The 23,393-nt window shown below is 59.9% G+C and carries 23 protein-coding genes and 1 pseudogene; 16 read left to right on the top strand and 8 right to left on the bottom strand.

The features are described 5' to 3' along the window. The 5 genes from ACS5Q1_RS14715 to ACS5Q1_RS14695 form a co-directional block, all read right to left on the bottom strand. A complete protein-coding gene (locus ACS5Q1_RS14715) occupies positions 1 to 816 on the bottom strand; it encodes an ABC transporter permease (RefSeq protein ID WP_473098898.1) in 816 nt (271 codons plus the stop codon). Next, positions 813 to 1,757, bottom strand: a complete 945-nt coding sequence (locus tag ACS5Q1_RS14710; RefSeq protein WP_473098897.1) for an ABC transporter permease — start codon at positions 1,755 to 1,757, stop codon at positions 813 to 815. Before ACS5Q1_RS14710 ends, ACS5Q1_RS14715 begins: the two co-directional genes overlap by 4 nt. A gap of 40 nt (positions 1,758 to 1,797) precedes the next feature. Further along, positions 1,798 to 2,676 (bottom strand): alpha/beta hydrolase family protein, encoded by an 879-nt coding sequence (locus ACS5Q1_RS14705; RefSeq protein ID WP_473098927.1) that lies wholly within the window; start codon positions 2,674 to 2,676, stop codon positions 1,798 to 1,800. Between the two features lie 107 nt (positions 2,677 to 2,783). Further along, complete coding sequence (locus tag ACS5Q1_RS14700) at positions 2,784 to 4,355, bottom strand: ABC transporter substrate-binding protein (RefSeq protein WP_473098896.1); 1,572 nt, start codon at positions 4,353 to 4,355, stop codon at positions 2,784 to 2,786. A 62-nt stretch (positions 4,356 to 4,417) separates the two neighbouring features. Continuing rightward, a complete protein-coding gene (locus ACS5Q1_RS14695) occupies positions 4,418 to 5,596 on the bottom strand; it encodes a C45 family autoproteolytic acyltransferase/hydolase (RefSeq protein WP_473098895.1) in 1,179 nt (392 codons plus the stop codon). An 87-nt stretch (positions 5,597 to 5,683) separates the two neighbouring features. On the opposite strand from ACS5Q1_RS14695, the gene ACS5Q1_RS14690 reads away from it, so the two are divergent. From ACS5Q1_RS14690 to ACS5Q1_RS14680, 3 genes are all read left to right on the top strand, one after another. Next, the gene (locus ACS5Q1_RS14690; protein WP_473098894.1) at positions 5,684 to 6,568 is read left to right on the top strand and encodes a GntR family transcriptional regulator; all 885 of its coding nucleotides are present in this window, start codon (positions 5,684 to 5,686) and stop codon (positions 6,566 to 6,568) included. A gap of 72 nt (positions 6,569 to 6,640) precedes the next feature. After that, a complete protein-coding gene (aptA, locus tag ACS5Q1_RS14685) occupies positions 6,641 to 7,984 on the top strand; it encodes an omega-aminotransferase AptA (RefSeq protein WP_473098893.1) in 1,344 nt (447 codons plus the stop codon). Positions 7,985 to 8,015: 31 nt separating this feature from the next. Next, the gene (locus ACS5Q1_RS14680; protein ID WP_473098892.1) at positions 8,016 to 9,452 is read left to right on the top strand and encodes an aldehyde dehydrogenase family protein; all 1,437 of its coding nucleotides are present in this window, start codon (positions 8,016 to 8,018) and stop codon (positions 9,450 to 9,452) included. Positions 9,453 to 9,727: 275 nt separating this feature from the next. On the opposite strand, the gene ACS5Q1_RS14675 is transcribed toward ACS5Q1_RS14680, so the two are convergent. Continuing rightward, entirely contained in the window at positions 9,728 to 9,955 is a 228-nt protein-coding gene (locus tag ACS5Q1_RS14675) for a DUF6894 family protein (protein ID WP_473098891.1), read from the bottom strand. Between the two features lie 287 nt (positions 9,956 to 10,242). Further along, the gene (locus tag ACS5Q1_RS14670) at positions 10,243 to 11,145 is read right to left on the bottom strand and encodes a LysR substrate-binding domain-containing protein (RefSeq protein ID WP_473098890.1); all 903 of its coding nucleotides are present in this window, start codon (positions 11,143 to 11,145) and stop codon (positions 10,243 to 10,245) included. Between the two features lie 92 nt (positions 11,146 to 11,237). On the opposite strand from ACS5Q1_RS14670, the gene ACS5Q1_RS14665 reads away from it, so the two are divergent. From ACS5Q1_RS14665 to ACS5Q1_RS14605, 13 genes and pseudogenes are all read left to right on the top strand, one after another. Further along, positions 11,238 to 12,446 carry a 4-oxalomesaconate tautomerase gene (locus tag ACS5Q1_RS14665; RefSeq protein ID WP_473098889.1) on the top strand — a complete coding sequence of 403 codons (1,209 nt, stop codon included), beginning with the start codon at positions 11,238 to 11,240 and terminating at the stop codon, positions 12,444 to 12,446. After that, positions 12,376 to 13,365, top strand: a complete 990-nt coding sequence (locus tag ACS5Q1_RS14660) for a Bug family tripartite tricarboxylate transporter substrate binding protein (RefSeq protein ID WP_473098888.1) — start codon at positions 12,376 to 12,378, stop codon at positions 13,363 to 13,365. Before ACS5Q1_RS14665 ends, ACS5Q1_RS14660 begins: the two co-directional genes overlap by 71 nt. 67 nt (positions 13,366 to 13,432) lie before the next feature. Next, positions 13,433 to 13,609, top strand: a complete 177-nt coding sequence (locus ACS5Q1_RS14655; RefSeq protein ID WP_473098887.1) for a hypothetical protein — start codon at positions 13,433 to 13,435, stop codon at positions 13,607 to 13,609. Between the two features lie 151 nt (positions 13,610 to 13,760). Further along, entirely contained in the window at positions 13,761 to 14,147 is a 387-nt protein-coding gene (locus ACS5Q1_RS14650; RefSeq protein WP_203442630.1) for an acyl-CoA thioesterase, read from the top strand. A gap of 409 nt (positions 14,148 to 14,556) precedes the next feature. Then, positions 14,557 to 15,309, top strand: coding sequence for a FadR/GntR family transcriptional regulator (locus tag ACS5Q1_RS14645; protein ID WP_473098886.1), 753 nt, complete (start codon positions 14,557 to 14,559; stop codon positions 15,307 to 15,309). Beyond that, positions 15,306 to 16,238 (top strand): NAD(P)-dependent oxidoreductase, encoded by a 933-nt coding sequence (locus tag ACS5Q1_RS14640; RefSeq protein WP_473098885.1) that lies wholly within the window; start codon positions 15,306 to 15,308, stop codon positions 16,236 to 16,238. Before ACS5Q1_RS14645 ends, ACS5Q1_RS14640 begins: the two co-directional genes overlap by 4 nt. A gap of 16 nt (positions 16,239 to 16,254) precedes the next feature. Further along, positions 16,255 to 16,938, top strand: coding sequence for an amino acid ABC transporter permease (locus ACS5Q1_RS14635; protein WP_473098884.1), 684 nt, complete (start codon positions 16,255 to 16,257; stop codon positions 16,936 to 16,938). A 10-nt stretch (positions 16,939 to 16,948) separates the two neighbouring features. Next, the gene (locus ACS5Q1_RS14630; RefSeq protein ID WP_473098883.1) at positions 16,949 to 17,617 is read left to right on the top strand and encodes an amino acid ABC transporter permease; all 669 of its coding nucleotides are present in this window, start codon (positions 16,949 to 16,951) and stop codon (positions 17,615 to 17,617) included. Between the two features lies 1 nt (position 17,618). After that, entirely contained in the window at positions 17,619 to 18,374 is a 756-nt protein-coding gene (locus tag ACS5Q1_RS14625) for an amino acid ABC transporter ATP-binding protein (RefSeq protein WP_473098882.1), read from the top strand. A gap of 35 nt (positions 18,375 to 18,409) precedes the next feature. Next, the gene (locus ACS5Q1_RS14620; protein WP_473098926.1) at positions 18,410 to 19,201 is read left to right on the top strand and encodes a transporter substrate-binding domain-containing protein; all 792 of its coding nucleotides are present in this window, start codon (positions 18,410 to 18,412) and stop codon (positions 19,199 to 19,201) included. A 66-nt stretch (positions 19,202 to 19,267) separates the two neighbouring features. Next, positions 19,268 to 19,714 (top strand): ribose 5-phosphate isomerase B, encoded by a 447-nt coding sequence (gene rpiB / locus ACS5Q1_RS14615; RefSeq protein ID WP_473098881.1) that lies wholly within the window; start codon positions 19,268 to 19,270, stop codon positions 19,712 to 19,714. A 34-nt stretch (positions 19,715 to 19,748) separates the two neighbouring features. After that, positions 19,749 to 20,660 carry a ribokinase gene (locus tag ACS5Q1_RS14610; RefSeq protein ID WP_473098880.1) on the top strand — a complete coding sequence of 304 codons (912 nt, stop codon included), beginning with the start codon at positions 19,749 to 19,751 and terminating at the stop codon, positions 20,658 to 20,660. Between the two features lie 1,136 nt (positions 20,661 to 21,796). Continuing rightward, positions 21,797 to 22,141, top strand: a pseudogene (locus ACS5Q1_RS14605) (PAS domain-containing protein); the annotation flags it as partial. 241 nt (positions 22,142 to 22,382) lie between these two features. Here ACS5Q1_RS14605 and ACS5Q1_RS14600 read toward each other — a convergent pair. Then, a complete protein-coding gene (locus ACS5Q1_RS14600; protein WP_473098879.1) occupies positions 22,383 to 23,240 on the bottom strand; it encodes a LysR family transcriptional regulator in 858 nt (285 codons plus the stop codon). Between the last annotated feature and the right edge of the window lie 153 nt (positions 23,241 to 23,393).

Here is a 23,393-nt window from a genome sequence, read left to right as displayed (position 1 = left end):
TCAGACTCCTCGCATTCTCGGATCGAGTTTGTCGCGCACGGCATCGCCGAGCAGGTTGATGCCGAGTAGTGTCAACGAGATACACAGGCCGGGGAAGATACCGAGCCATACAGCCTGGGCGATGAAGGAACGGCTGCTGGCCAGCATGTTGCCCCAAGTCGGAGCCGGAGGCGGCACGCCCAGACCAAGGAAGCTCAGGGCACTTTCCGCAAGGAGTACCCAGCCGAACATGGACGTGGCGAGCACCGTTAGAGGAGCGATGCAATTGGGTAGAATATGCCGCGCCATGGTATAGGTTTCGGAATTTCCCATCACCCTCGATGCATCGACATATTCTTTTTCCCGCAGAGACAGGACGGTGCCCCTCACGACGCGGGCTACTGAAGGCGCATAGGCAAGCCCCAGTGCCAGGATGATGCCGTACTTGTTGGCGCCTATGACGGCGAGAAGACCAAGAGCCAGCAGAATGCCCGGGAAGGCCAACAGGGCATCGTTGAAGGCCATAAGAATCCGGTCGGTCCAGCCGCGCAGATAACCCGTCAGCATGCCGATCACCGTCCCGACCGCAATCGCCGTCGTCACGGTAACAAGGCTGATCCACACGCTTGTCGCGGCAGCCGCCATCAATCGGCTGAGGACATCCCGGCCGAACTCATCGGTCCCGAGCCAGTACACGGGCCCAGGTGGTTGGAGGCGGGCCGCGAAATTGATCTTCAACGGATCGAAAGGTGTCCAGAGCGCCCCGAACAGGGCGCAGACGCCGAGAATGCCGATGATCAGACCACCAAGAATGGCATTGGGAGCAGCAAGTCTCATTCGGCTGTCACTCTCGGATCGAATACGGGATAAAGCAGGTCGACGATAATGTTCACGACAACATAGACGAAGGCGATGAAAAGCAGGCAGCCTTGGATGACCGGGTAGTCGCGTGCGAAGATCGAGTCGACGAGAAGGCGGCCGAGACCGGGAATCGTGAACACGGTCTCAACGACTGCAATCCCACCGAGGAGATTTCCGAGGACTAGCCCGATGAGTGTCCATGTCGGACCAAAGGCATTCTTGAAGGCATGACGCATCAGCACCGCGCCTTCGGAGAGGCCCTTGGCCCGAGCATGGGTGATGTAGTCGAGCCGGAGGACTTCGAGCGTGCTCGCGCGGGACATGCGGATCAGCACGCCCATCTCGTGCAGGAACAGAGTCGCGACAGGCATGATGATGTAGAGCAGTGCTGCCGTCGGATCCTCGGAAAACGACACGTAGCCGACGATGGGCAGCCATTCGAGCTTCAGTCCAAACAGGATCAGCAACAGAAGCCCCAGCCAGAACGTCGGAATCGACAACAGGAGCGTCGCTGTCCCAATCAGAATAAGGTCGGTCAGGCTGTTCTGACGCCAGGCCGCGATCATCCCAGCCGGCACGGCGATCAGGGTGGCGAACAGGACGGCAATGAGCACGATCTTGGCGCTGATCCAGAAGCGGTCGAGGATGAGGGGCAGGACCGGCTGGCTCGATGTGATCGAAAGGCCGAGATCACCCTGGAAGATGTTGCCGAACCAGATCGCGAACTGAACCGGCAGACTCTCATTAAGTCCCAACCTCTCCCGCAGATCTGCAAGGCTTGCCGGGTCGGCCATGTCGCCGAGCATGAGCGCCGCGGGATCGCCTGGGATGAAGCGGATGAGGGCGAAGACCGAGACCGCCATGATGAAGAGCGTTGGAACCGCCATGAGAATCCGTCTGGCTATAAAGCGCAGCATCGCGTTTCCTTTCTCCCTCTCCAAGCCGTCGCTAAGGGTGTCATCGCGCCTGCATCACACCCGGTTCCGTCCTCGCCGAGCGCCTGTCCTTCAGGACGCCTGCGAAAAAGTCCTGCACCTGCGACACAACCCGTTTGCCGTCATGCGGCACGTTCGGCACGAGATCGAAGCGAACGCGAATGCCGGATGCCTCGAAGGAGCGACGCAGGCTGTCGAGCCGCTCCGGGCGCGTATATCCGGCATCGTTTGCGCCCGGCATCCAGTGCGGGCTGCCCTCTCGATGCGTAATTTCCCATGTCTCGAGGTCGGCGGCACCCACGATCATCTGCACAGGCACGCGCTGCATGGCAGCCACGTCGACCGTGATGCCGAACCGCTCCCGGACATTGCGGACACCAACCCACCAGTCACGCGTCGGATCGAGGAGCGTCACCGAACCTGGAGCCCCTATCGAAGCTGCCCAAAGACGATCGGGGTGTAGGATGAGAAAGCGATGGGTGAAGTGGCCGCCGCCGGAGAACCCGAACAGCGCGAAGCGCGTGACATCCAGGCCGTAGCGATCGCCAACCTCCTCCACAATGGACAGAAGGACGTCGTCATAGCGGATCTCGGCCTCCTGCATGTACTTGAAACCGTCGCGATTGCCGTCACCTCGTACACCCACGGGAAAGAGCGGGCATAGAATGATGCAGTTGTTCCAGCGGCCGAACTCGGCGAAGGCGTCGCGATAGGTCGTGAATGCCCGACCTGTGCCGTGCATCGCGATGACGAGATCCGGAGCACTGCCTCGGCCCAGATCCGGCGGCACATACAGACAATAGGAAAAACGCGGATCGCGTCTGCTCGCGAATACCGTCGTACGACCCCGATCATAGATCTGCCGCCCGAGATCCTCCGGACGGACCTGATCGGTTGGCATCGGCGTGACAGCTTGGTTCATGAAGGACGCCCGCGTGAGAGCCTGCATCGATGTCGTCGATCGGCCGCCTGTCGACGGCGGCCGATCAGTATCAGAACGCAACCCGATCAGTTGGCGATGCGCACTTCCCAGGCCCGTGGCTTGGACAGGACGGAGGCGCTGTAGCCTTGGATATTCTTGCGATACGCGCTGGCCTCGATGCCATTATAGAGCATCACGAAGGGCACCTCCTTCACGAAGCGGGCATGCAGCTCGTCGAAGATCTTCTGACGCCCGGCCTTGTCGGAGACTGTCATCGACTTTTCGAGCAGAGCCTGCGCCTCGGGATTGTCCCAGACCTTACGGGGCTGCTTGTCCTTGGGTCCCATGACGGAGTCATAGCTCAAAGACGGGTCGAGGCGAGCCGAGTATGGGAAGGCCATAACCTGATAATTGCCCTTGTTGTACCGATCGAGCTGGGTGCCCCATTCCAGAACCTCGAGGGTGGCATTGATCCCGATCGCCTGCAGCATGGCCTGAATGAGCACCGAAGATGCAAAGGTCTGAGGGTAGCGCTTGTTCGTGAGGATGACGATCGGTTCACCTTTGTAGCCGGCCTCCTTCAGAAGCCGTTGCGCAGCCTCGGGGTCGTATGTGTAGCCCTTGTCATGAGCTGCGGTGTGATAAGACGAACTCAAGGGCACGATCGAGTTGTTGTGCTTTGCCAGACCTTCGGTGACGGCGTTGGCAATTTGGGGTGTGTCGAGGGCCGCAGCAATGGCCTGCCGCAGCTTGACATTCGACAGAAGCGGATCCCGCGTCTGGATCAACAACGTGCTCAGACCCATGTTCTGGGCAATCGAGATGCCCAGCGACGGGTTGGCCTTGATCTCTTTCACATCAGCATTGGCGATATCCGGCACGACATCGATGTCGCCTCTCAGCACCGCCGCTTTGGCAGCCGCGCTGTCCGGGACCACAACGAAACGGACCTCGTTCACGAGTGGACGCTTCGAGCCGGCATAGCCATCGATCTTGCCTTCGGCAGGGTTCGCGTAGCCATCGAACTTGGACAGCTTGACGAACTCGCCCCGGCGCCATTCCTCGAGCTTGAACGGACCGGTTCCGATCGGCTTGTCCCACGATCCGTCAGCCTTCACGGAATCCTTATGGATGATCCCGGTCATGCCGCAATCCGTGCGCGCCAACGTCGCGAGGAACAGAGCGTCCGGCTTGTCGAGACGGAACACGACCGTCTGGGCATCGGGCGTCTCGACCGCCTGCACCTTCGACCGGCCGCGCCCGTCGAACTCGGAGAGACAACGCCATTCCGTCTTGGGATCCGTATAGCGCTTCCAGCTCCAGGCGACATCCTCGGCGGTCAAGGGAGCGCCATTGTGGAACTTGACGCCGTTGCGGAGTTTGAACGTATAGGCGAGACCATCCTCGGAAACCGACACCGACTGCGCCAGAAGGGGCTTGATGCTCGAATCTTCACCGTAGGCGACCAGCCCCTCGACAGCATGCAGAACCACTGCGTCCGTGTTGTCGTCCCGGTTGACGCCGGGATTGGTGCTGCGGATGTCGGCGTTGAGGGAAATCCGCAGTGGGGTCTGCTGGGCCAACGCCGGAAGCGCCACCGCCATCAAGGCTCCTGTCAGGCAGCCTGCCAAAAGAGTTGTTGCCTTCACTGTCATCATGATCCTCCGTTTATCCTGATTCCCATTTCGTTTTCTTTGTCGTTGCAGCTCATGACGGCTGCTTAAATCGCCTTCACATACGGTGCGGCTGAGGCCGCCTCGAAGTGCGCCTTTATGGTCGGGCGCTGAATCTCCATGTCGAGTTTGTACTCGGTGAAGGTCTGATTCAGTGCCGGCAGCATGGCGACCTCCATGAGGCCGAGCATCGGCTCCATGACGATCATCGCCACTGTCGCGCTCAGGTTGCTGCCGAGATTCTTGCGCGGCGGCCGGCAGACCGACCAGGGCGACTCGAAGTCATCGAACAGCGCATTCTTGACGACGTTGCGCGTCACGCTACCGAGATGCGGCTCGATCAGGGCCCGGACGCGCAGATCGCGATAGAGGCTGTCCGGCGTGTTGGCGATCCCGGTGTCCCTGAGCTTGGTGAGTGCCACCGGGCTCTGGAAGTGATTGGCGTGCACGATGAGGCCGCGCTCGGGCAGAACCTGGAACGTCTCGTCGGGCGCGCACTCGAAATCGATCGCGATGCCGTTGGCCTGGCTGACGATCATGTTGTTCGCCGCCGATTTCCGCGTCGTGTAGACCGCGTGCATCGAGGCCGCCACTTGCTTCTGCTCCAGAACCTTTCGGCGGATCAGCGCGAGGGGGACTCCCAGTCGCTGATAGTCACGATCAGTTTCGAGATAGTTTGCGGTAATTGCGATCCCAGCTGCATTGAATCCGGACCGCGCCAGCGCCCCCGCCTCCGTGAAGGTCAGAATATCGGGGCCATCCTCGCGCCTGATCTTGAGCACCACCGCGGTCTCGGCGCATTCGGCCTTCCAGTCCCAATTCTGCGCATGAATGAGACGCCCCTCCGTCGTCACCTCGGGCAGAACGACGACGCCGGTGCATCCATCCGGCTCGTCATCGAGCGCATCCCACTCGGCGGCAGGGCGCCGGGACAGTTTCAGGATTTCAGTCCGGGCATTCAGAAGCACGATGGATTCCAGCGCGACCCCAGCACCCTCGGCAATACCACGCATCTCCTCAAGATAAGTCGGGTCGAACCGGTCGATGGCGGGCTCGAACTTGCCCACAAGGGCCTTGATGTCGTCCCCGGTGAGCTTGTGACTGGCGATCTGCGAGGAATAATGATCGATCCCGAGCCGAATCCTGGCGACAGCCTGCTCCCCGTATTGGCGCCCGCGTTCACGGGGGGAGCCGGACACCTCGATGAGCGGACAGGGCAGGACCATCTGGAAAGCCTCTTCTTTGACTCTGGCAATTCGACTGGACTTATTGTATTTCATCATGAGAGAATACAATCAATAGGAAATTTCAGCGTGTACCAGCCGAGCCGTTTGCAGCAGGATCTGGCCGACCGGATCGTCCGCCTCGTGAATGAGGACGGACTGCAGGTCGGGGCATTGCTGAACGAGAACAGTTTGGCGAAACGCCTCGAGGTGTCACGAACCCCCGTCCGAGGCGCCCTCCAGCACCTGGAGAATCAGGGGATTCTGGCCCGCCGCCCGAACCGGGGGATGGAACTCGTCGCCCTTCCGGAGCAGGCCCCTGCCATAGCCACTTCCGACATGGACGAGGAGTGGCTGGTGCAGATCGCCCGCGATCGCCGGAAAGGCGAACTCCCCCAGGACTTCTCGGAAGTCGAGATCATGCGGCGCTATAGTCTGAACCGTCCGACGGTCCAGCGCGTCCTGTCTCGCCTGTCGGATCTCGAGATGGTCGAGCGCAAGCCGGGCTATGGCTGGCGATTTGTAACCGGGTTCCGGGATCCTGCGGCCCGCGACGAGAGCTACCGCTTCCGTCTGCTCGTTGAGCCAATGGGAATTCTGGAACCGGCTTTCCGGCTCGAACCGCAATGGATCGAGGACATGCGTCGGAGCCACGCAGAGACGCTCGAACGCCCGTGGCAGGAAACCTCCAGTATCGCGTTCTTTGAAATGAACGCCGCCTTTCACGAAGGCTTGGCCGCGGCCTCTGGAAACCGCTTCATCCACTCCGCCATCCGCCACCAGAATCAGCTCAGGCGCTTTTCCCAATACGACTGGAAGTTCGGGTTCGAGCGCGTCGTGATCAACTGCCGCGAGCATATAGAAATTCTCAACTACTTGGCCAAAGGCGAGCGCGAAGTCGCTTCAGTCCTGCTGCGACGGCACCTTGAGCGGGCGAGCCAGGTCCGGTCGCGCGACAACTCAGATCCGGGCTAAACGCAAGTGTATTTCATCTGAATAAAGTCCAATAATCCGCTACAAAGCTAATCCTGTCCCAGGAGCACGCCAATGACAGCCTCGCCACAGACTGCTGCCCATCCGTTCGCCAACGATGTGGGCGACACCTATTGGTTGCCCTTTACGGCCATGCGGCAGTTCCGGGCGAACCCGATGATGTTCGTCGGCGCAGAGGGAATGCACTACACTACGGCGGATGGCCGCCGCGTGCTCGATGCCATGGCCGGACTGTGGTGCGTCAACGCGGGTCACGCCCAGCCGCGGATCGTCGAGGCCATCCGCGAGGCTGCAGGCCGTCTTGACTTCGTCTCCTCGTTCAAGATGAGCCATCCGGGTGCATTCGAGCTCGCCCGTCGCCTTACCGACATGGCCCCCGAGGGTTTCGAGCACGTGTTCTTCACCAATTCCGGCTCTGAGGCGGTCGACAGCGCGCTCAAGATCGCCCGCGGTTATCATCGCGCCCGCGGGGATGCGGGGCGCACCAAATTCATAGGGCGGGCCAAAGGCTATCACGGCATGGGTTTCGGCGGTCTCTCCGTCGGCGGCATCGGACGCCACAAACGGGATTTCGGCCCCCTTCTCCCGGATGTGGCCCACCTGTCTCTACCCTATGACCGCTCTACCATGGGGTTCTCGCGGGGCCATCCTGAAACAGGTGCCCACTATGCGGACGAACTCGAAAGCCTTCTGCAGATCCAGGATCCCGCGACCGTCGCAGCGGTGATCGTTGAGCCTGTCATCGGCTCGGGAGGCGTCTATCCGCCGCCGCTGCAATATCTTGAGCGGTTGCGCTCCATCTGCAGCCGTCATGGGATATTGCTCATCTTCGACGAGGTCATTACCGGATTCGGGCGCCTAGGGCAGCCCTTCGCCGCTCAGGCACTCGGTGTGAGACCGGACATCATCACCTGTGCCAAGGGCATGACCAACGGGGCAGTCCCGATGGGTGGCGTCATCCTCCGAGACTTCGTGTTCGACGCCTTCATGGCCGGGCCGCCAGAGGCCATTGAACTCTTCCATGGCTACACCTATTCGGGTCATCCTCTCGCATGCGCCGCCGGCCTTGCTGCCTTGGACGTGTATCAAGATCTGGGTCTTTTCGAGCGGAGTGCTGCTATCGCTCCCATTTGGGAAGCAGCGCTGCACAGCCTGCGTGACGAGACCCACGTTGCGGATATCCGGAATATCGGGCTTCTCGGCGTTGTGGAACTGGCACCCCGGACGGGCGAGCCGGGAGCACGTGGCAATCTTTGCGCGCAGATGTGCTACGAGAATGGCGTTCTCGTCAGAGCTTCGGGCGACATGATTGTCCTGTCTCCACCACTCATCATCGAGGAAGAGCAGATTGAACAGACGATCGATAGCATCCGCCTTGCCGTCAGGCAGATGAATTGAGACCTGCGGATCAGAAAGACGGAGGGCAATCGTGCTGCATCGCCATCACTTTTATATCGACGGGCAATGGGTTCCTCCCACTGAACAGGGACTCATCGACGTAATCAATCCTGCCACCGAGGAAATCGCCGGGACGGTTTCTGCCGGCACCGCAGCCGACGTAGACATGGCGGTCGCTGCTGCACGGCGGGCGTTTGCAACCTATAGCGATGTCAGCCGCGAGGATCGTCTGGATCTGCTCACCCGGATCATTATCCTCTATCGCCAACGCAGCGAAGAGCTGGCCGAGGCGATTTCGACCGAAATGGGGGCGCCTCTCGCTTTCGCACGTGAGCGCCACGTACCGGCCGGGCTTGGTCATCTCCAGCGTGCCATCGATGTTCTGAAAACCTACGAGTTCGACGAGGTGATCAATGCGACCGTGATCGCCCGGGAACCGATCGGGGTCTGCGGTCTTATCACGCCTTGGAACTGGCCCTTGAACCAGATCGCCTGCAAGGTCGGTCCAGCTCTTGCGGCCGGATGCACCATGATACTCAAGCCGAGTGAAGTTGCCCCGTTCTCCGCAGCGATATTTGCGGAGATTTTGCACGATGCAGGCGTCCCGGCAGGAGTGTTCAACTTGATCAACGGCGACGGTCCTCATGTAGGGCAGGCCCTTGCAAGCCACTCAGATGTGGACATGGTGTCCTTCACCGGCTCGACCCGCGCCGGAACCCTCGTCGCGAAGGCGGCCGCCGATACGGTCAAACGCGTTCATCAGGAACTCGGTGGTAAGTCGCCGAATATTCTGCTCGAGAACGCGGATTTTGAAGCAGCCGTCACGCATGGTGTTCGGGCCTGCTTTGCGAATAGTGGGCAATCCTGCAACGCGCCCACGCGCCTCCTCGTCCCGTTCAACCGTCGGAACGAAGTCGCAGCGATCGCAAAACGCATCGCCGAGGAGACGATCGTGGGCGACCCACGCTCCCCATCCACTACCATCGGTCCCGTGGTGAGCCAAATCCAATTCGCACGAATCCAGAGCCTGATCGAAGCAGGAATCAAGGAAGGAGCGACCCTTGTGGCAGGTGGCCCCGGGCGCCCGGCCGGATTTGATCGCGGCTATTACGTGCGGCCGACCGTGTTCGCGGATGTGCGGAATGACATGAGCATCGCGCGAGAGGAAATCTTCGGACCTGTCCTGTCGATTATGCCTTACAAGGATGAGGAAGATGCGATCCGGATCGCCAATGACACGGTCTATGGTCTCTCGAGTTACGTGACATCAGGCGATATTGAACGAGCGCGCCGGGTGGCGCGTCGCATCCGAGCCGGCATGGTCCATCTGAACGGCTTCCGGGGTGATAATGCGGCCGCTTTCGGCGGCTATAAACAATCGGGCAATGGGCGCGAATGGGGACGGTTCGGTTTCGAAGAGTTTCTCGAAACCAAATCGATGTTCGGGTACCTGCCGCAAACGATCTAAGCGGGGCGCTTGGTGGATTGTTCAGCGTTATGACGGAAAAAATCTCATCGTTTGCCGCTTGTGGCAGGGCACATGGCCTTAGCTACTTCCCGAGCCTGATCGAAGTCGCTGAGATCTTTGCTCTCAGAGATTGATCGCATTCTGATCAATAAGAAGGTCGAAATTGCAGCGTAGCATAGACCTGTCTGGCTGACCCTACTCAGGATTAAACATCCCAATACTTCTGAGTTACAATACTTGAATGGCGCCTTTTAGAGAAAGAACCAGAGAAACATTTAAGACGATGGTTTCAGGAGAGGGAAAGCGCGAAGAAGGGAACCTTTAGAGCTATGGATGTGGAGACTCCATTCATGCCAATCCTCAATGACCCCGTCGTACTCTCGTTGCAGCTCGCTCACTGCTATTAATGCCTGGAGCTTTGCACTCTCAAGGTCAGGGACTTCTACTCCCTCATCATCGATCAATTCTTCATGGTGGTTTAATAGATGGAAGTAGCACCGCATCTGTGTTCCTCCAGCCAAAATCGGCGGCGGAATGTGACTGGGAATTCGTGGCCGAATTGTGAATGAATGGCTGCTCTAGGGGATTATCCCTCTTCCGCAGATACCTTGGAGGAAGGCTGTTTCATTTCAACATCGGGGATGAATTGTCTGTCCTCATCTTGTCCAGTTCTGCAACACGCCTTTGCTTGCTCCGGTAGCCCTCTTGTACGGCTCTCAGAACCGCTCCACGTACCTGACCCGACGAGGGGATCCATGCTCGATATCGTCACGGATAATTGGGATGAAGACTAACTCGCGTTTTTCCAGGTTCCGAGAAGCATCGCAAGGAACCTTTCAGCAGCCGGAGCAAGGCGACCGCCGCGCCGCCTGACGACGCCAATGGTGCGAGACACCTCCGGGTTTCCGATTGGACGCGTGACAATGATCGGGTGTTCATCCTGCGGCGTGGCGAGCCGCGGCAGGACGGAGATCCCGAGACCCGCCTCTACCAGCCCCAGGGATGTCGAGAGGTGGGTTACCTCGTAGGACCAGCTCAGGTGCACTCCGGCGCGGACAAGGGCTGCATCCAGCATGATGCGATTGCCACTCGTCCTGCTCACGGCCACAAGCGGTTGCCCCTCAAGATCCGACCATGTCAGCGACGCTCGCTCAGCCAACGGGTGATCGCGCCGGCAAGCAAGTACAAACGGATCCTCCAGCAATGGTTCGAACGACAGTTCGGGATCGGAGCCGCCCAGGAGATTGATACCGAACTCGACCTCTCCACGGGCCACGCTCTCCAATCCCTCATTCGCCGATAGGTCCAGGATCCTGAAACGAATGTTCGGATACTGCTCCTTGAAGCGAGCGATGACTGACGGGAGAAAGTAGAACGCGGCCGTGGGGACACATGCGAGAGTGATCTGCCCTCCCCGCTGCTGGCCAAGCTCCCTCATGGCGAACAGGGAGGAATCGAATTCATCAAGCATCCGCCGCACGAGCGGCAGGAACTCCCGACCGACGGTGGTCAGGGCCACGCGCCGGGTCGTACGCTCCAGGAGCGCAGCCCCAACAGCAGCCTCAAGTCTCTGGATACGGCGGCTCAGGGCCGGCTGAGACAGGTTCAGCGCCTCAGCCGCCCGGTGGAACCCCTCAAGGTCCACAACGGCAACGAAGGCGCGCAGGTCAAGGGCTTCGAAATTGATGCTCATCACGCATCAATAACACCGATCTTTGCATTTCACAGCATTTTCAATATTTGAGATTGATCGGCGGCAAAGAAATTTCACCCGGACCTGCCGCTGTGTCAGTCTCGCTCGCCACATCGAAGAAGAGTTCCTTCCAGATCCCATGTGTGCTCATGCGGGGTGGGACATCGCGGGGGCCGTTCTTCCTCGAGGAGGATCTTCCCGTTGACCCGGAAGAGCGGGATCGCTTCCTGCTTGCCGCCATGGGTTCGCCCCATGTGCTCCAGGTGAACGGCATTGGTGGCGGCAATCCGATGACCAGCAAGGTCGCGATCGTTGCCCCCTCGTCCCGGCCGGGTGCGGACGTCGATTATCTGTTCGCGCAGGTCGCGACCGACCGGGCCTTTGTGGATTTCAGCCCGAATTGCGGCAACATGCTGTCGGCCGTGGGTCCCTTCGCCATCGAGGCCGGACTAGTGCCGGCCCAGGTCGGCGAGACGACCGTCCGAATCTTCAACCGCAATACCGCAACCACTGTCGAAGCCGTGGTCAAGACCCCTGCGGGCGTCGTGGACTACGAGGGAGAAACGGCGATTGACGGTGTGCCCGGCACCGCCGCACCAGTGAAGCTAACCTTCCTGGATGCTGTCGGCTCCAAGACAGGAGCATTTCTGCCGACCGGGCACGTCCGCGAATTCATCGACAACACTCCTGTGACGCTCATCGACTACGCCATACCGATGGTGCTCCTGCGCGCAGGCGATCTCTGCATGTCCGGAGACGAAACTCCCGACGAGCTTGAAGCCAACAAGAGTCTCCTGGCTCGTCTTGAAACCATTCGCCTGGAGGCCGGCCTTCGCATGGGCCTCGGAGACGTCTCGGGCAGCGTCGTTCCCAAGGTCGGGATCCTGTCCAGCGCACGTCACGGCGGCACGATCACTTCACGCTACTTCATGAATTCGAAGCGCTGCCACAAGGGGCACGCGGTCACAGGCGCATTGTGCATCGCCGCGGCATGCCGGTTGCCGGGAAGCGTCGCACATGACCTAGCCGCTTCCGAACTTTCGTCATTGGTGAATCTCGAACACCCGAGCGGTCGGATCGAGATCGACCTGAGCATCGACGCTTCAGGCCAGATCGCGCGGGCAAGTCTTGTCCGCACCGCCCGCAGAATCTTCGAGGGGAAGATCATCGTCCCAGCAAGCGCTGTCATTGCGCCGCTGGAAGGGATACAACAAAGAGGAGAAAACGCTCATGACCATCACACGCCGACTGCTCTGCTGCGCCGCCCTGGCCACGTTGACCGCGATCACATCGCCTCTTAGCGGCGCCCTCGCGCAGGATGCATTCCCGTCCCGCCCGATGAAACTCGTCGTCCCCTATGCCGCTGGCGGCGGGACGGATGCGATCGCTCGCCTTGTCGCTCAAGGTGTCGGCGAAAAGCTTGGACAGAGCTTGGTCGTTGAGAACAACGGGTCGGCCGGCGGCAATATCGCCACTCAGCAGGCAGCGAATGCCGCGCCGGATGGTTACACCGTCCTGATGGCGAACCAGGGCCCGATGGTGGTCAACCCGCACCTGTTCAAGAATGTCAAGATCGATCCTCTGACGGCCTTTGATCCGCTGACCTTGATTACGGCGGCTCCACTCGTTGTGATCGTGCCGAAGAACTCGCCTTACAAGACGGTCAAGGAGTTGATCGAATACGCCCAGAAGAACCCTGGCAAGCTGACCTATGGGTCGGCCGGCAATGGCTCGGCAAGCCATCTGGCTACGGTCCTGCTTGCTCAGGAAGCGAAGTTCGAGGCGGTCCACGTCCCCTACAAGGGGGCCGGCCCAGCGCTGAACGACTTCCTCGGCGGCCGCATGGATTTCATGGTGACGACAGTCCCGTCCGTCCTCGGACTGATCGAGAGTTCGGATGCCCGCGTTCTAGCGGTGACCTCCAAGACCCGGGCCAAGAAATTCCCGGACGTGCCCTCCGTCGCGGAGAGCGGTTGGCCGACTTACGAGGCTACCGCTTGGTATGGCTTCGCCGTGCCTAAGGGGACGCCGAAGGACATCGCCGACAAAATCCGAACCGCAACAATTGAGACGATCAAGAACGGCGTCGTGCGCGAGCGACTGGAGAATGAGGGTGCCGAGCCGATCGGCAACAGCCCGGAGGCGTTCGCCGCCATGATGAAGTCGGAATCCGCGCGCTGGGCTGACATCATCGGGAAGGCCTCCATCGCCACGAACTGATCCATCGGTGTCATAGATCCCACCCCGGTCGCTTCCCCATCGAAGCCACCGGGGTGGACTTCTGCAGGTGCCATTTCGCCTGATGTTCCCGGCGACCCTGATGTTATGCGGCATCGTCTCGATCAACTCGCTGCCTACTAACGTGATGTTCATCGGCCAGTTCGCCGTCGTTGCGATCCTGCCTGTGATCGCCCTATTGCCCACCATCCGCAAGGAATGCGACGAGGTATTCGTGGGCGACTGAGCCGAGGCGAGTAGAAATGTACTCACCATCGGCATGCCCCGGCTTCCCTCCATTGCCTGTACGGGTTCCTTCCGGCATCCTCCGGGAGACCGCGGCGTTGGCTGCCATGAAGCATTGTAGGACGAGCAAGCATCATCGAGGGAAACGAGGCATGACGTCGGAAGAGATGCAAGCACGCCTGCCGGTCATCCGGACGATTGCCATGCCATCCGATACGAATCCGGCAGGCGACATTTTCGGCGGCTGGCTGATGTCCCAGATGGATCTCGCGGCCGGGAACGCCGCCGCCCGACGCGCTCGGGGTCGCTGCGTCACCGTCGCGGTGGACGGTATGGCCTTCCATTCTCCTGTCCATGTCGGCGACGAGGTCTCGGTCTATGCCGAGCTAATCTCGACGGGCCGAACCTCCATGAAGTTTCAGGTGGAAGCCTGGCGCCGCTCACGGGACGGGGATGAGCAGATCAAGGTGACCGAGGCGATCTTCACCTTCGTCGCTATCGACAGCGGATCCCGCCCCCGCCCGTTGCCACCTGGGTGAGCGCGGACGGCTGCTCACGTGCGTGGCTGACATTGTGACCTCTCCAAATCCGGCGCCCCGAACGTCCGCGCGTGCGTACTCCTCACCATCTGCGATTTTTGTATGTGAGGCCGCGTCAGCGTAAGACGCATGAGAAGTAGCCGGAGCAGTAATCACTCCGTGCTCCTCTACAAGGCGAGCGGCGAGCGCCGGTATGATCCTGGCAGACTCGGCTTCCACCGTCTGCATGAGAAAATTCTCATAGAGTGTCAGCTGGCCATGAGACTTGCGGGCCAAAGTAGGTGAGCCGGACCGCCTCTCCAGTCCGGACGAGCGGGACGGCAACGCTGCCGTTCGCCCAAATGGGAAAGCGCTTCATTCTTGACTGGCTGACCGTGGTATGTATTTTGGTCTGACCAAGGTAAGATGAATGACCGCTGATCTGGAAATCACGCGGATTAGGGAGAGTGGCGGCAAGGGGTTTGAGAAGGTCTTCGCCTTCTTGCGCGAGCGGTTGCTTGCAGGCTCATTGCGACCGGGCGACCGGCTTATCCCTGAACGCGATCTCGCTGCGCAGCTCGGTGTCAGCCGACCGATCCTGCGTGAGGCGCTGCGCGCGCTAACGGTCCTCGGAGTCGTAGAAATCCGCGACCGCGTCGGAACAATCGTTCGCCGTCCCGACCTCTCCGTCCTCAACGATTTCTTCACATTCGCCTTCGCGCAGCAATCGGAGGTCATCGACGACGTGATGCAGGCACGCATCGCGATCGAGTGCCAAGCCGCCCGGCTTGCCGCCGAGCGAGCGACAGTGTCCGATTTCGAGAGGCTGCAACAAGCGCTCGCGCGCATCGCTGAGACGATCGACGATGCCGATGCCGGCGGTGTGGCCGATTTCGAATTTCATCGCGCAGTCGTGCTGGCGGGAAAATCCGAGACACTCATCGTCCTACACGATTCCATGTCCGGGATCCTGATGCGCTCCCACCAGGGGCGGAGAGAACTTCTTCAGGTCTTCGATACAATGAAAACCTACCTGATCGAGGATCATCGCCGCATCTTCGACGCCATCGTAGGGCGCGATCCAGAGCATGCGGAAAAGGTCATGCGCGAGCATTTCGCGATCGGCGACGATTTCCGCCGTCGTGCAGCAATCGGTGCACCCGGTTCCCGGAGCGCCTCGTGACAACACAACAAGAACGAGATGCCATGATGGAGCGAAATGACCACAAGGGAACAGTCGGCTTTGCAGGCCTGGGGACGATGGGGCGCGAAATGGCGCTCAATCTGCTCAAGGCGGGCTATGCCGTACGCGCCTACGACGTCCGTAAGGAAGCGGTGGATGAGCTCCTTCCCCATGGTGCTATGGGAGCCGAAAGCCTCACCGATGCCGTGCGCGACGCGGATATCGTCATTTCCATGCTTCCCGACACCCCGCAGGTCGAAGAGATCGTCTATGGCGAAGGCGGCCTTCTGACCTCGCCGCCACGGGGCCGGCTCGTCGTCGACATGAGCACGATCTCGCCGGTCGCTGTCCGGCGCATGCACGCCGATCTCAAGGCCGCAGGCGTGGCGTTCCTCGACGCGCCCGTGTCCGGCGGCCCCGTCGGCGCGAAAAACGCCTCCCTTTCGATCATGGTCGGAGGCGACAAAGATGCCTTCCTGTCCGCTGAGCCGTATTTCCGCGCCATGGGCACAACGATCACCCATGTGAGCGAGGCGGGAGCCGGGCAGACGGTCAAACTCTGCAACCAGCTTATTTGCGCCATCAACCTCCAGGCAATCTGCGAAGCGCTTGCTCTTGGACGCGCCTCCGGCGTGGATCTTGAACAGCTCCGCAATGTGCTTCTCGGCGGTTCGGCCGCATCATGGATGCTCGACAAGCTGGGTCCGGCCATGATCGCCGGTGATGCTTCCGCCGGGTTCCGCATCGACCTGATGCTCAAGGACCTGCGTCTCGTGCAGGAGCAGGCACTTTCGCTTTCTGTCCCGTTGCCGGGAACGGCGCTGGTGACGAGCCAGTATGTCGAGGCGCGCGCGCATGGCGAGGGCACGAACGGCAATCAGGCTCTTTTCCGCGTCTATGACCGGATGACCAACCAGACGGCTGCATGACGAGAGACGGATAGGCATGAACCTCAATCTGGACTTCGCCGCCATCCTCGAACGATGGCCGACTTTCTTCGATGGGGCCATACTCACCCTTCAACTCGCCTTCATCGCAACCGTGCTGGGCACGGCCATCGGGGTTCTCGGCGCCATAGGCCGACGCAGCCGCCATCCGTTCGTTTCGCGGATTTGCGGCATCTATGTCGAAGCGATCCGGAACACACCGCTCCTGGTCCAGATCTTCCTCGTCTATTTCGGCCTTGCCAGCCTGGGACTGAAGTTCTCCGCTTTCGTCGTCGCGGCGGCAGCTCTGACGATCAATGTCGGCGCCTATACGACCGAGATCATCCGCGCAGGCTTCGACTCCATTCCCCGTGGACAGATCGAGGCTGCCGAAGGTCTCGCACTCTCCCGTGCCCATATCTACTGGCACGTCGTCATGTGGCCCGCGATCGAGAAGGTTTATCCGTCTCTGACGAGCCAGTTCGTGCTGCTGATGCTCGCCTCATCGGTGACATCGCAGATCTCGGCGGAAGAGCTGACGGCGGTTGCGAACTACGTGCAGTCAGACACCTACCGTGCCTTCGAGACCTATATCCTCGTCGCGCTGGTTTACATCGTTCTGTCGCTGATCATGCGCGCCGGGTTCTGGCTGCTCGGTCTTGTCATCTTCCCGCGTCGTCGACGCCTCGGCACCCCCTTGTGAGGAGGAAAAGATGGGCGGCTCCCTAAATGCCAATCACCTGATGTTCTTGGGCTATGGAGCTCTGTGGACCATCGGCCTGTCGCTCATCGGGCTGGTCGGGGGTGGAATTGCGGGCTTCATTATTGCCCTCTGCCGCATCTCGCCGAACAGGATCGTAAGGCTTCTCAGCGCCGGCTATGTGCAGCTCATCCAGGGCACACCGCTGCTCGTCATCATGTTCCTGACCTATTTCGGCTTGCCGACGCTCGGCGTGACTGTCTCTCCGCTGACAGCGGCCGGTGCGTCGCTCACGATCTATGTCGGCGCATATCTCGGCGAGATCTGGCGCGGCAGCATCCAATCCGTTCCGCGACCGCAATGGGAAGCCGCAGAAGGGCTTGCTCTAAGCCGCTCCCAGCGAATGATGAAGGTGATCCTGCCGCAGGCGATCCGGATCGCGACACCTCCGACTGTCGGATTCATGGTTCAGATCATCAAGAACACCTCGCTGGCATCAGTAGTCGGCTTCGTGGAACTCGCTCGCTCCGGGCAGATCATCAACAACTCCCTCTTTGAGCCATTTCTGATTTACACCATCATCGCGGCGATCTATTTCGCCCTCTGCTATCCGATATCGCGCATCAGCCGCCGCCTGGAGATGCGCAGCGGCCCTGCCCGCCTCTCACTCGGGACTGCCTGACATGCACAGAATTTTGAATGCAGCAACCCAGTTGCCGGTCGTTTCCCTTAAGCACGTGCACAAGAGCTTCGGCTCACTCAAGGTGCTCGATGGTGTCAGTTTCGAGGTCGACCGTGGCGAAGTTCTCGTCATCATCGGCCGCAGCGGGTCCGGCAAGAGCACAGCTCTTCGGTGCATTGATCGCTTCGAGACGATCGACAGTGGCGAGATTGTCGTGTGTGGCCACCGCGTCAGTGACCCGAAGCTCGATTTGAGAGCTCTGCGTCAGGACGTCGGTATCGTGTTCCAGAGCTACAATCTGTTTCCGCACCTGACCATCGAAGAGAACATCACACTCGCTCCCTGCTCCGTGAAGGGAATCTCGAAGGCTCAGGCGAAAGAGCAGGCGCGACAAGTCCTTGCCCAGGTCGGCCTGGAAGACAAGCTCCACCAATATCCCGAACAGCTCTCCGGCGGACAGCAGCAGCGCGCGGCGATTGCCCGCTCGCTTGCCATGCAGCCCAAGGTCATGCTGTTCGACGAAGTGACCTCAGCCCTCGATCCGGAACTGACCGGCGAGGTCCTGAAAGTCATTGAAGCGCTCGCTGCGGACGGCATGACCATGGTGATGGTCACGCACGAGATGGGATTTGCCAGAGGTATCGCCAATCGGGTGGTGTTCATGCACCGCGGCAAGGTCCATGAGACGGGACCTGCTGCAATCCTGACCTCGCCCGCAACTCCGGAACTCGCCCAGTTCGTTGGCACAGGGCTCTAAACGACAACCAAGATCTAGGGAGACAAACAACGATGATGAAGCGCCCGCTTTCCGCTGCCGCAGTTGCCATGACCTGCATGGTAGCACTCGGCACAACTGCAGCTCACGCCGACCTTCTCGACGATATCATGAAGGCGAAGAAGATCCGCATCGCGACCGACATGGCGATCCCACCGTCGGGCATGATGGATGCGAATCTCAAACCGACAGGGTCGGACGTGGAGACCGCTCAGCTTCTCGCGAAGGATCTTGGGCTTGAACTCGAGTTCGTGCAGACCACGGGCGCGACCCGTATCCCGAATATCCAAACCAACAAGGCGGATATCATCATCTCGACCCTCTCGGTCACACCGGAGCGCGCCAAGGTGATTGACTTCAGCAAGGCCTATGCAGCGCTGCAATCCGTTGTCGCGTGCCTGAAGACCGTTGAAGCGAAAAGCTGGGATGACCTGAAAGGCAAGACCATTGCCGTCTCCCGCGGCACGACGCAGGATACAGAGCTGTCGAACATGAAGGATCGGAACCTCACTCTTGCTCGCTTCGATGACGATGCCACGATGGTGACGGCCGCCGTATCCGGACAGGCAGACTGCGTCGCAACTTCGGCAACGATCGCGAACCAGATCGGCGTGAAGAACCCGGCCCGCACGTTCGAACCGAAGGTTCTCATTCGCACATTCGATCTCGCTATCGGCGTGCGCAAGGGTGAGCCGCGCCTGGTCGAGAAGCTCAATGAATGGATCTCGACCAACCTGAAGAATGGCAAGCTGAACGAGATCTACAAGAAGTTCCATGGCAGCGAGCTCCCGCAGGAAATGCGAAGCTGAGCCTGGAGGAATTCGGGTGGTGCTCCGGCACCACCCGATCTGTAATCACGAAAGAAAGGTTTTTCAATGCGCGTCGTAGTCGGGTCTGATCACGCTGGGTGGCCCCTCAAGAATGCAGTGGTCGAGCACGTACGCTCGCTCGGACATGAGGTCATCGATGTAGGATCTTTCGATGACAAACCTGTCGACTTTCCAGACATCGCCCGCGCATTGACCCAGAAAGTCAAATCTGGCGAGGCCGAGCGCGGCATCATGGTGTGTGGCACGGGCGTCGGTGCATCGATCGCTGCCAACAAGATCAAGGGCATTCGCGCTGCTGTTTGCCATGACATCCACTCCGCGCATCAGTCTGTCGAGCATGACGACGTCAACGTGATGTGCATCGGCGCCAAGATTGTCGGGTCCTGGCTCGCACAGGATCTCGTCTCGTCCTACCTGTCGGCGGAATTCTCGACCGATGAGGACTGCCGGCGTCGCGTGGAAAAGCTCCACGCTATGGATGCCGAGGGCTGAGACTGAACGATTTGAGAAAGGGAGCGCGTGCAATATGATCATTGTGTTTGGTTCGATCAACATTGATCTTGTTGCCCGCGTATCCTCGATCCCGCGTCCTGGCGAAACTGTCCTCTCTCCAGGCTACGAAACCTTGTTCGGCGGCAAGGGCGCGAACCAGGCGATCGCTGCTGCGCGGGCATCTTTGCCTCACCGAGTCGCAATGACAGCCTGCGTCGGGGAGGATGCTTTCGGCCAATCTGCACGCGACAACCTCGTTCGCAACGATGTCGTGGCTGATCTCGTCGTCGACAGCGCTGAGCCGACTGGATGCGCTTTCATCACCGTCGATGAGCGCGGCGAGAATGCGATCACCGTCGCCAGCGGGGCCAATGCCTCACTGAGTGAGGCTACGCTTCGCGGCTTCGAGACGAATGCCGCGACAGTTGCAGTCTTCCAAACGGAAGTCCCCTTTCCGGCGTCTCTCAACGTTGCTCGGCAAGTGCGGGCGGCAGGCGGGCGCGTCATTTGGAACTTCGCACCGGCGCCGACGGCATTCTCGACGAGAGATCTCTCGGATCTCATCGACGAGACTGACATCTTCGTCGTCAACGAGCACGAAGCCATCACCGCAGCCAAGCTTCTCGGCTGCGAGACCAACCGCTTCGAGGATGCTGGAGCCTATCTGTCGAGAAGCGGCTGCACTTGCGTCGTCACGGCGGGCGCCCGGGGCGCCTTTGCGTTTCACTCCGATGGGCGCAGCGAGGTTGTCGAAGCACCGCCGATACAGCCTGTCGACACGACTGGGGCCGGTGACACCTTCGTCGGAATCCTGGCCAGCGGGCTCGACGAAGCTTTGTCTTTCACCAAGGCTCTTCAACGAGCCTGCTACGGCGCGTCGCTGGCTTGCCTTGCCCATGGCGCTCAGGCCGGTATGCCGACACGCGAGCAACTCAGAGTGATCTGAAAGGATTGAGCTGCTTCCATTTGCATGGAATCAGCTCTCTTCTTTGGTTGCCGCATTCTTTTGACGGCAAACCGGATCCACTTCGCCGAAAAATGCTCTAGGCTCCATCAGAACAGGATTGGTCAGTTCAATCGACCCCCACGCCCCGTGTCAGTGATATCCTAACAGGATGCGGTTAGTTTAGAGTTCTGTCCATCCGGATCAGAAGCACTCTTCGACAGGCCGGTCCACCCATATGTCATGAAGCGCCTGCTTCCGGCAAATGAGACCACTTCACGCGGATGAGACAATCGTCCGCAAATTTCCGACATAGGCTCTATGGAATGGCCAGCTTCCTTGATGAGTTGGATTCAGGGCTATCGAGCCGTGCCTATGGATGCCCCAAACCGTCTTACAAATCCACAATGACCGCTGCATCAAGCCGATGGGTGTTTCCCTGAACGGACAATCGACCGGCATTAAGATTGCAGTCCTGAGATACATTCGGGCGATGGTGGGCGTTCATTCCTCATGGCCGAGTGCAACTCCTTATCGAGGGACAGATCAATTTCCTAGTAGTGCTCCGTCGATTGTGGCGGCACTCCCAAGGGCACACAAAAACCACACAGGAACGGTAGCGTTTAGCAAAGGCGTTGCGAATCAAAAACGTAGAAAAGAACGTCAGGCTGGGAGAATATATCGTGAAGTCCGGTCATCAGTTGGCGTCTCTCAGACCCGAGGCGAGCAATTGTGCCTATAATCTGTTCGGTAACAGCCAGCGTCCTGAGATACTCTGTGCCGTCCGCGAAGACTACCCGATTCCGAGTTTTATCACTTCCGAGCAGTGGGTTTATGTAGGCTCTCTTCGCTCCGATGATGCTCGACCGCCAGGCTTCGATAATCGAGCGGCCGCCACGGGCGTGCTGTTCAATGGCTTTCACCTGTTCCAGGTCACGGCCGGGCATTGGATAGCAAAGATCGCACGACAGAGCTTTGTGTCCGGAACGGATTCCTCCCGCGAGACCAATATCGGCCTACCCATTCGCCAGCATGTTAAGAAGGCATTGCTGCGCCTCGTGGCAAAGCAGAGCAGCCCCGATCAGGTGATCGAGTACGTCAGTCGTTCCACGGCAGGTCAGAAATCCGCCGAGACGCAGTATGTCGACCTCCTCGCGGCTCTCCCCTTTGCTGTCTACACGACAGACGTGACAGGACGCATCACCTTCTACAACGAGGCTGCCGTGGCGTTGTGGGGACGGCGTCCGGTGCTGGGGCGGGACCGCTGGTGCGGATCATGGCACATCTATTCACTCAATGGCACACCACTGCCGCATGATCGTTGCCCGATGGCCGTGGCGATCCGTGAGGATAGGAGGGTCCGGGGCGTGACAGCAATTGCAGAGCGACCCGACGGTACACGAGTTCACTTCAAGCCGTTCCCTACCCCCTTGCATGATACGAATGACAACCTTGTTGGTGCAGTTAACGTGCTGCTCGATCTTGGTGCCGCGTAAGTGTCTAGAAGCATGAAACCGTTTTCACTTCGCAGTGGCTATCTTGAAGCTTGAATCAGAAGTCAGGTGCACAGGAAGTCATCCCTCACATGAAGCGGATGACGGCATACATATCGAGCAACACTCACCAGCATGTTTCCGAATTAATCCAGGCATGTTTCCGAATTAATCCAGGGCTTGCTACAAAATCTCGAATTGTAAGCAGATTCTAACGTCAAATAAGGAATAATCACCGCCGGCCGGGATGACCACTCCGTTCGGAAAGAGCGGCACTGATCTGTTCGACCAGTTCTGCGATGAGCCCCGTGCTCTCCCAGGCATAGATGGAAACCATGATCGGAGCTTCGTCGCCGAATGGTGCATAGGGCCTGACGTGACGCCCGAGCGTCGTAGCGACCGGGAGAAGCGTTATGCCGAGACCGCCTTCGACGGCGACGAGCACATTGTTGAGACTGCTGCCTGAAAAGGCGATGTACCAATGGCGGCGCTCACGCTCGATGCGTTCGAACATGGATTCGCGATAAAGGCCGCCGGGAGGGAAGGTCACAAGGGGGACCGGGTCCGGCCAGGCATCCGGAGCATCCCTGCTCTCGAACCAGCCCGTCGCCTCGGGGAAGCTCGCCCGGCAATCGTTGCTGGGTGCCGGCTCCTTGACGACGACGATATCGAACTCGCCGCCGCGGTAGCGCCGGGTCAGGTCGCGGCTCAGCCCGGCGCTGACATCCAGACGGATCTCCTGGTGGCGCTTGGAGAACTCGCCGAAAAGCCGCGCCATGGGGCGGCTGAAGACGTCCTCCGGCAGCCCGATATGAATGGGCGTCGTGCCGGCCGGGTTGCTCAAGGCCGCCGTCGCCTCTTGTTGAAGCGTCACGATCCGACGGGCATATCCGAGGAGGCGCTCCCCAGCAGCCGACGGCCTGATGGGGCGAGCCTCCCGATCCACGAGGGTCTGCCCGACCGCTTCCTCGAGCCGGGCCAGCTGCTGGCTCAAGGTCGACTGGGTCATGTGCAGGCGCTCGGCCGCTCGGGTGAAGCCCCCGGCTTCGACGATTGCAATGAAGGCTCGCAATAGACGTGGGTCGAGCATCGGCTCCCTCGGCGGCGCGGCATTTGCCATTCAAGAAATCAATAGCAACAATCCAAACATTTAATTTCCAGATAAGACAGGCTGGTACTATCCTCCGGACATTGCAGCAAGGAATTTTGGCGGCCCGAGCGGATCTCCTCGAGAAGGAGCGAC

It is taken from the genome of Microvirga sp. GN3, from assembly GCF_055792825.1.
The sequence above is the reverse complement of the archived record's forward strand: the minus strand, read 5'-3'. Positions and strand labels throughout refer to the sequence as shown.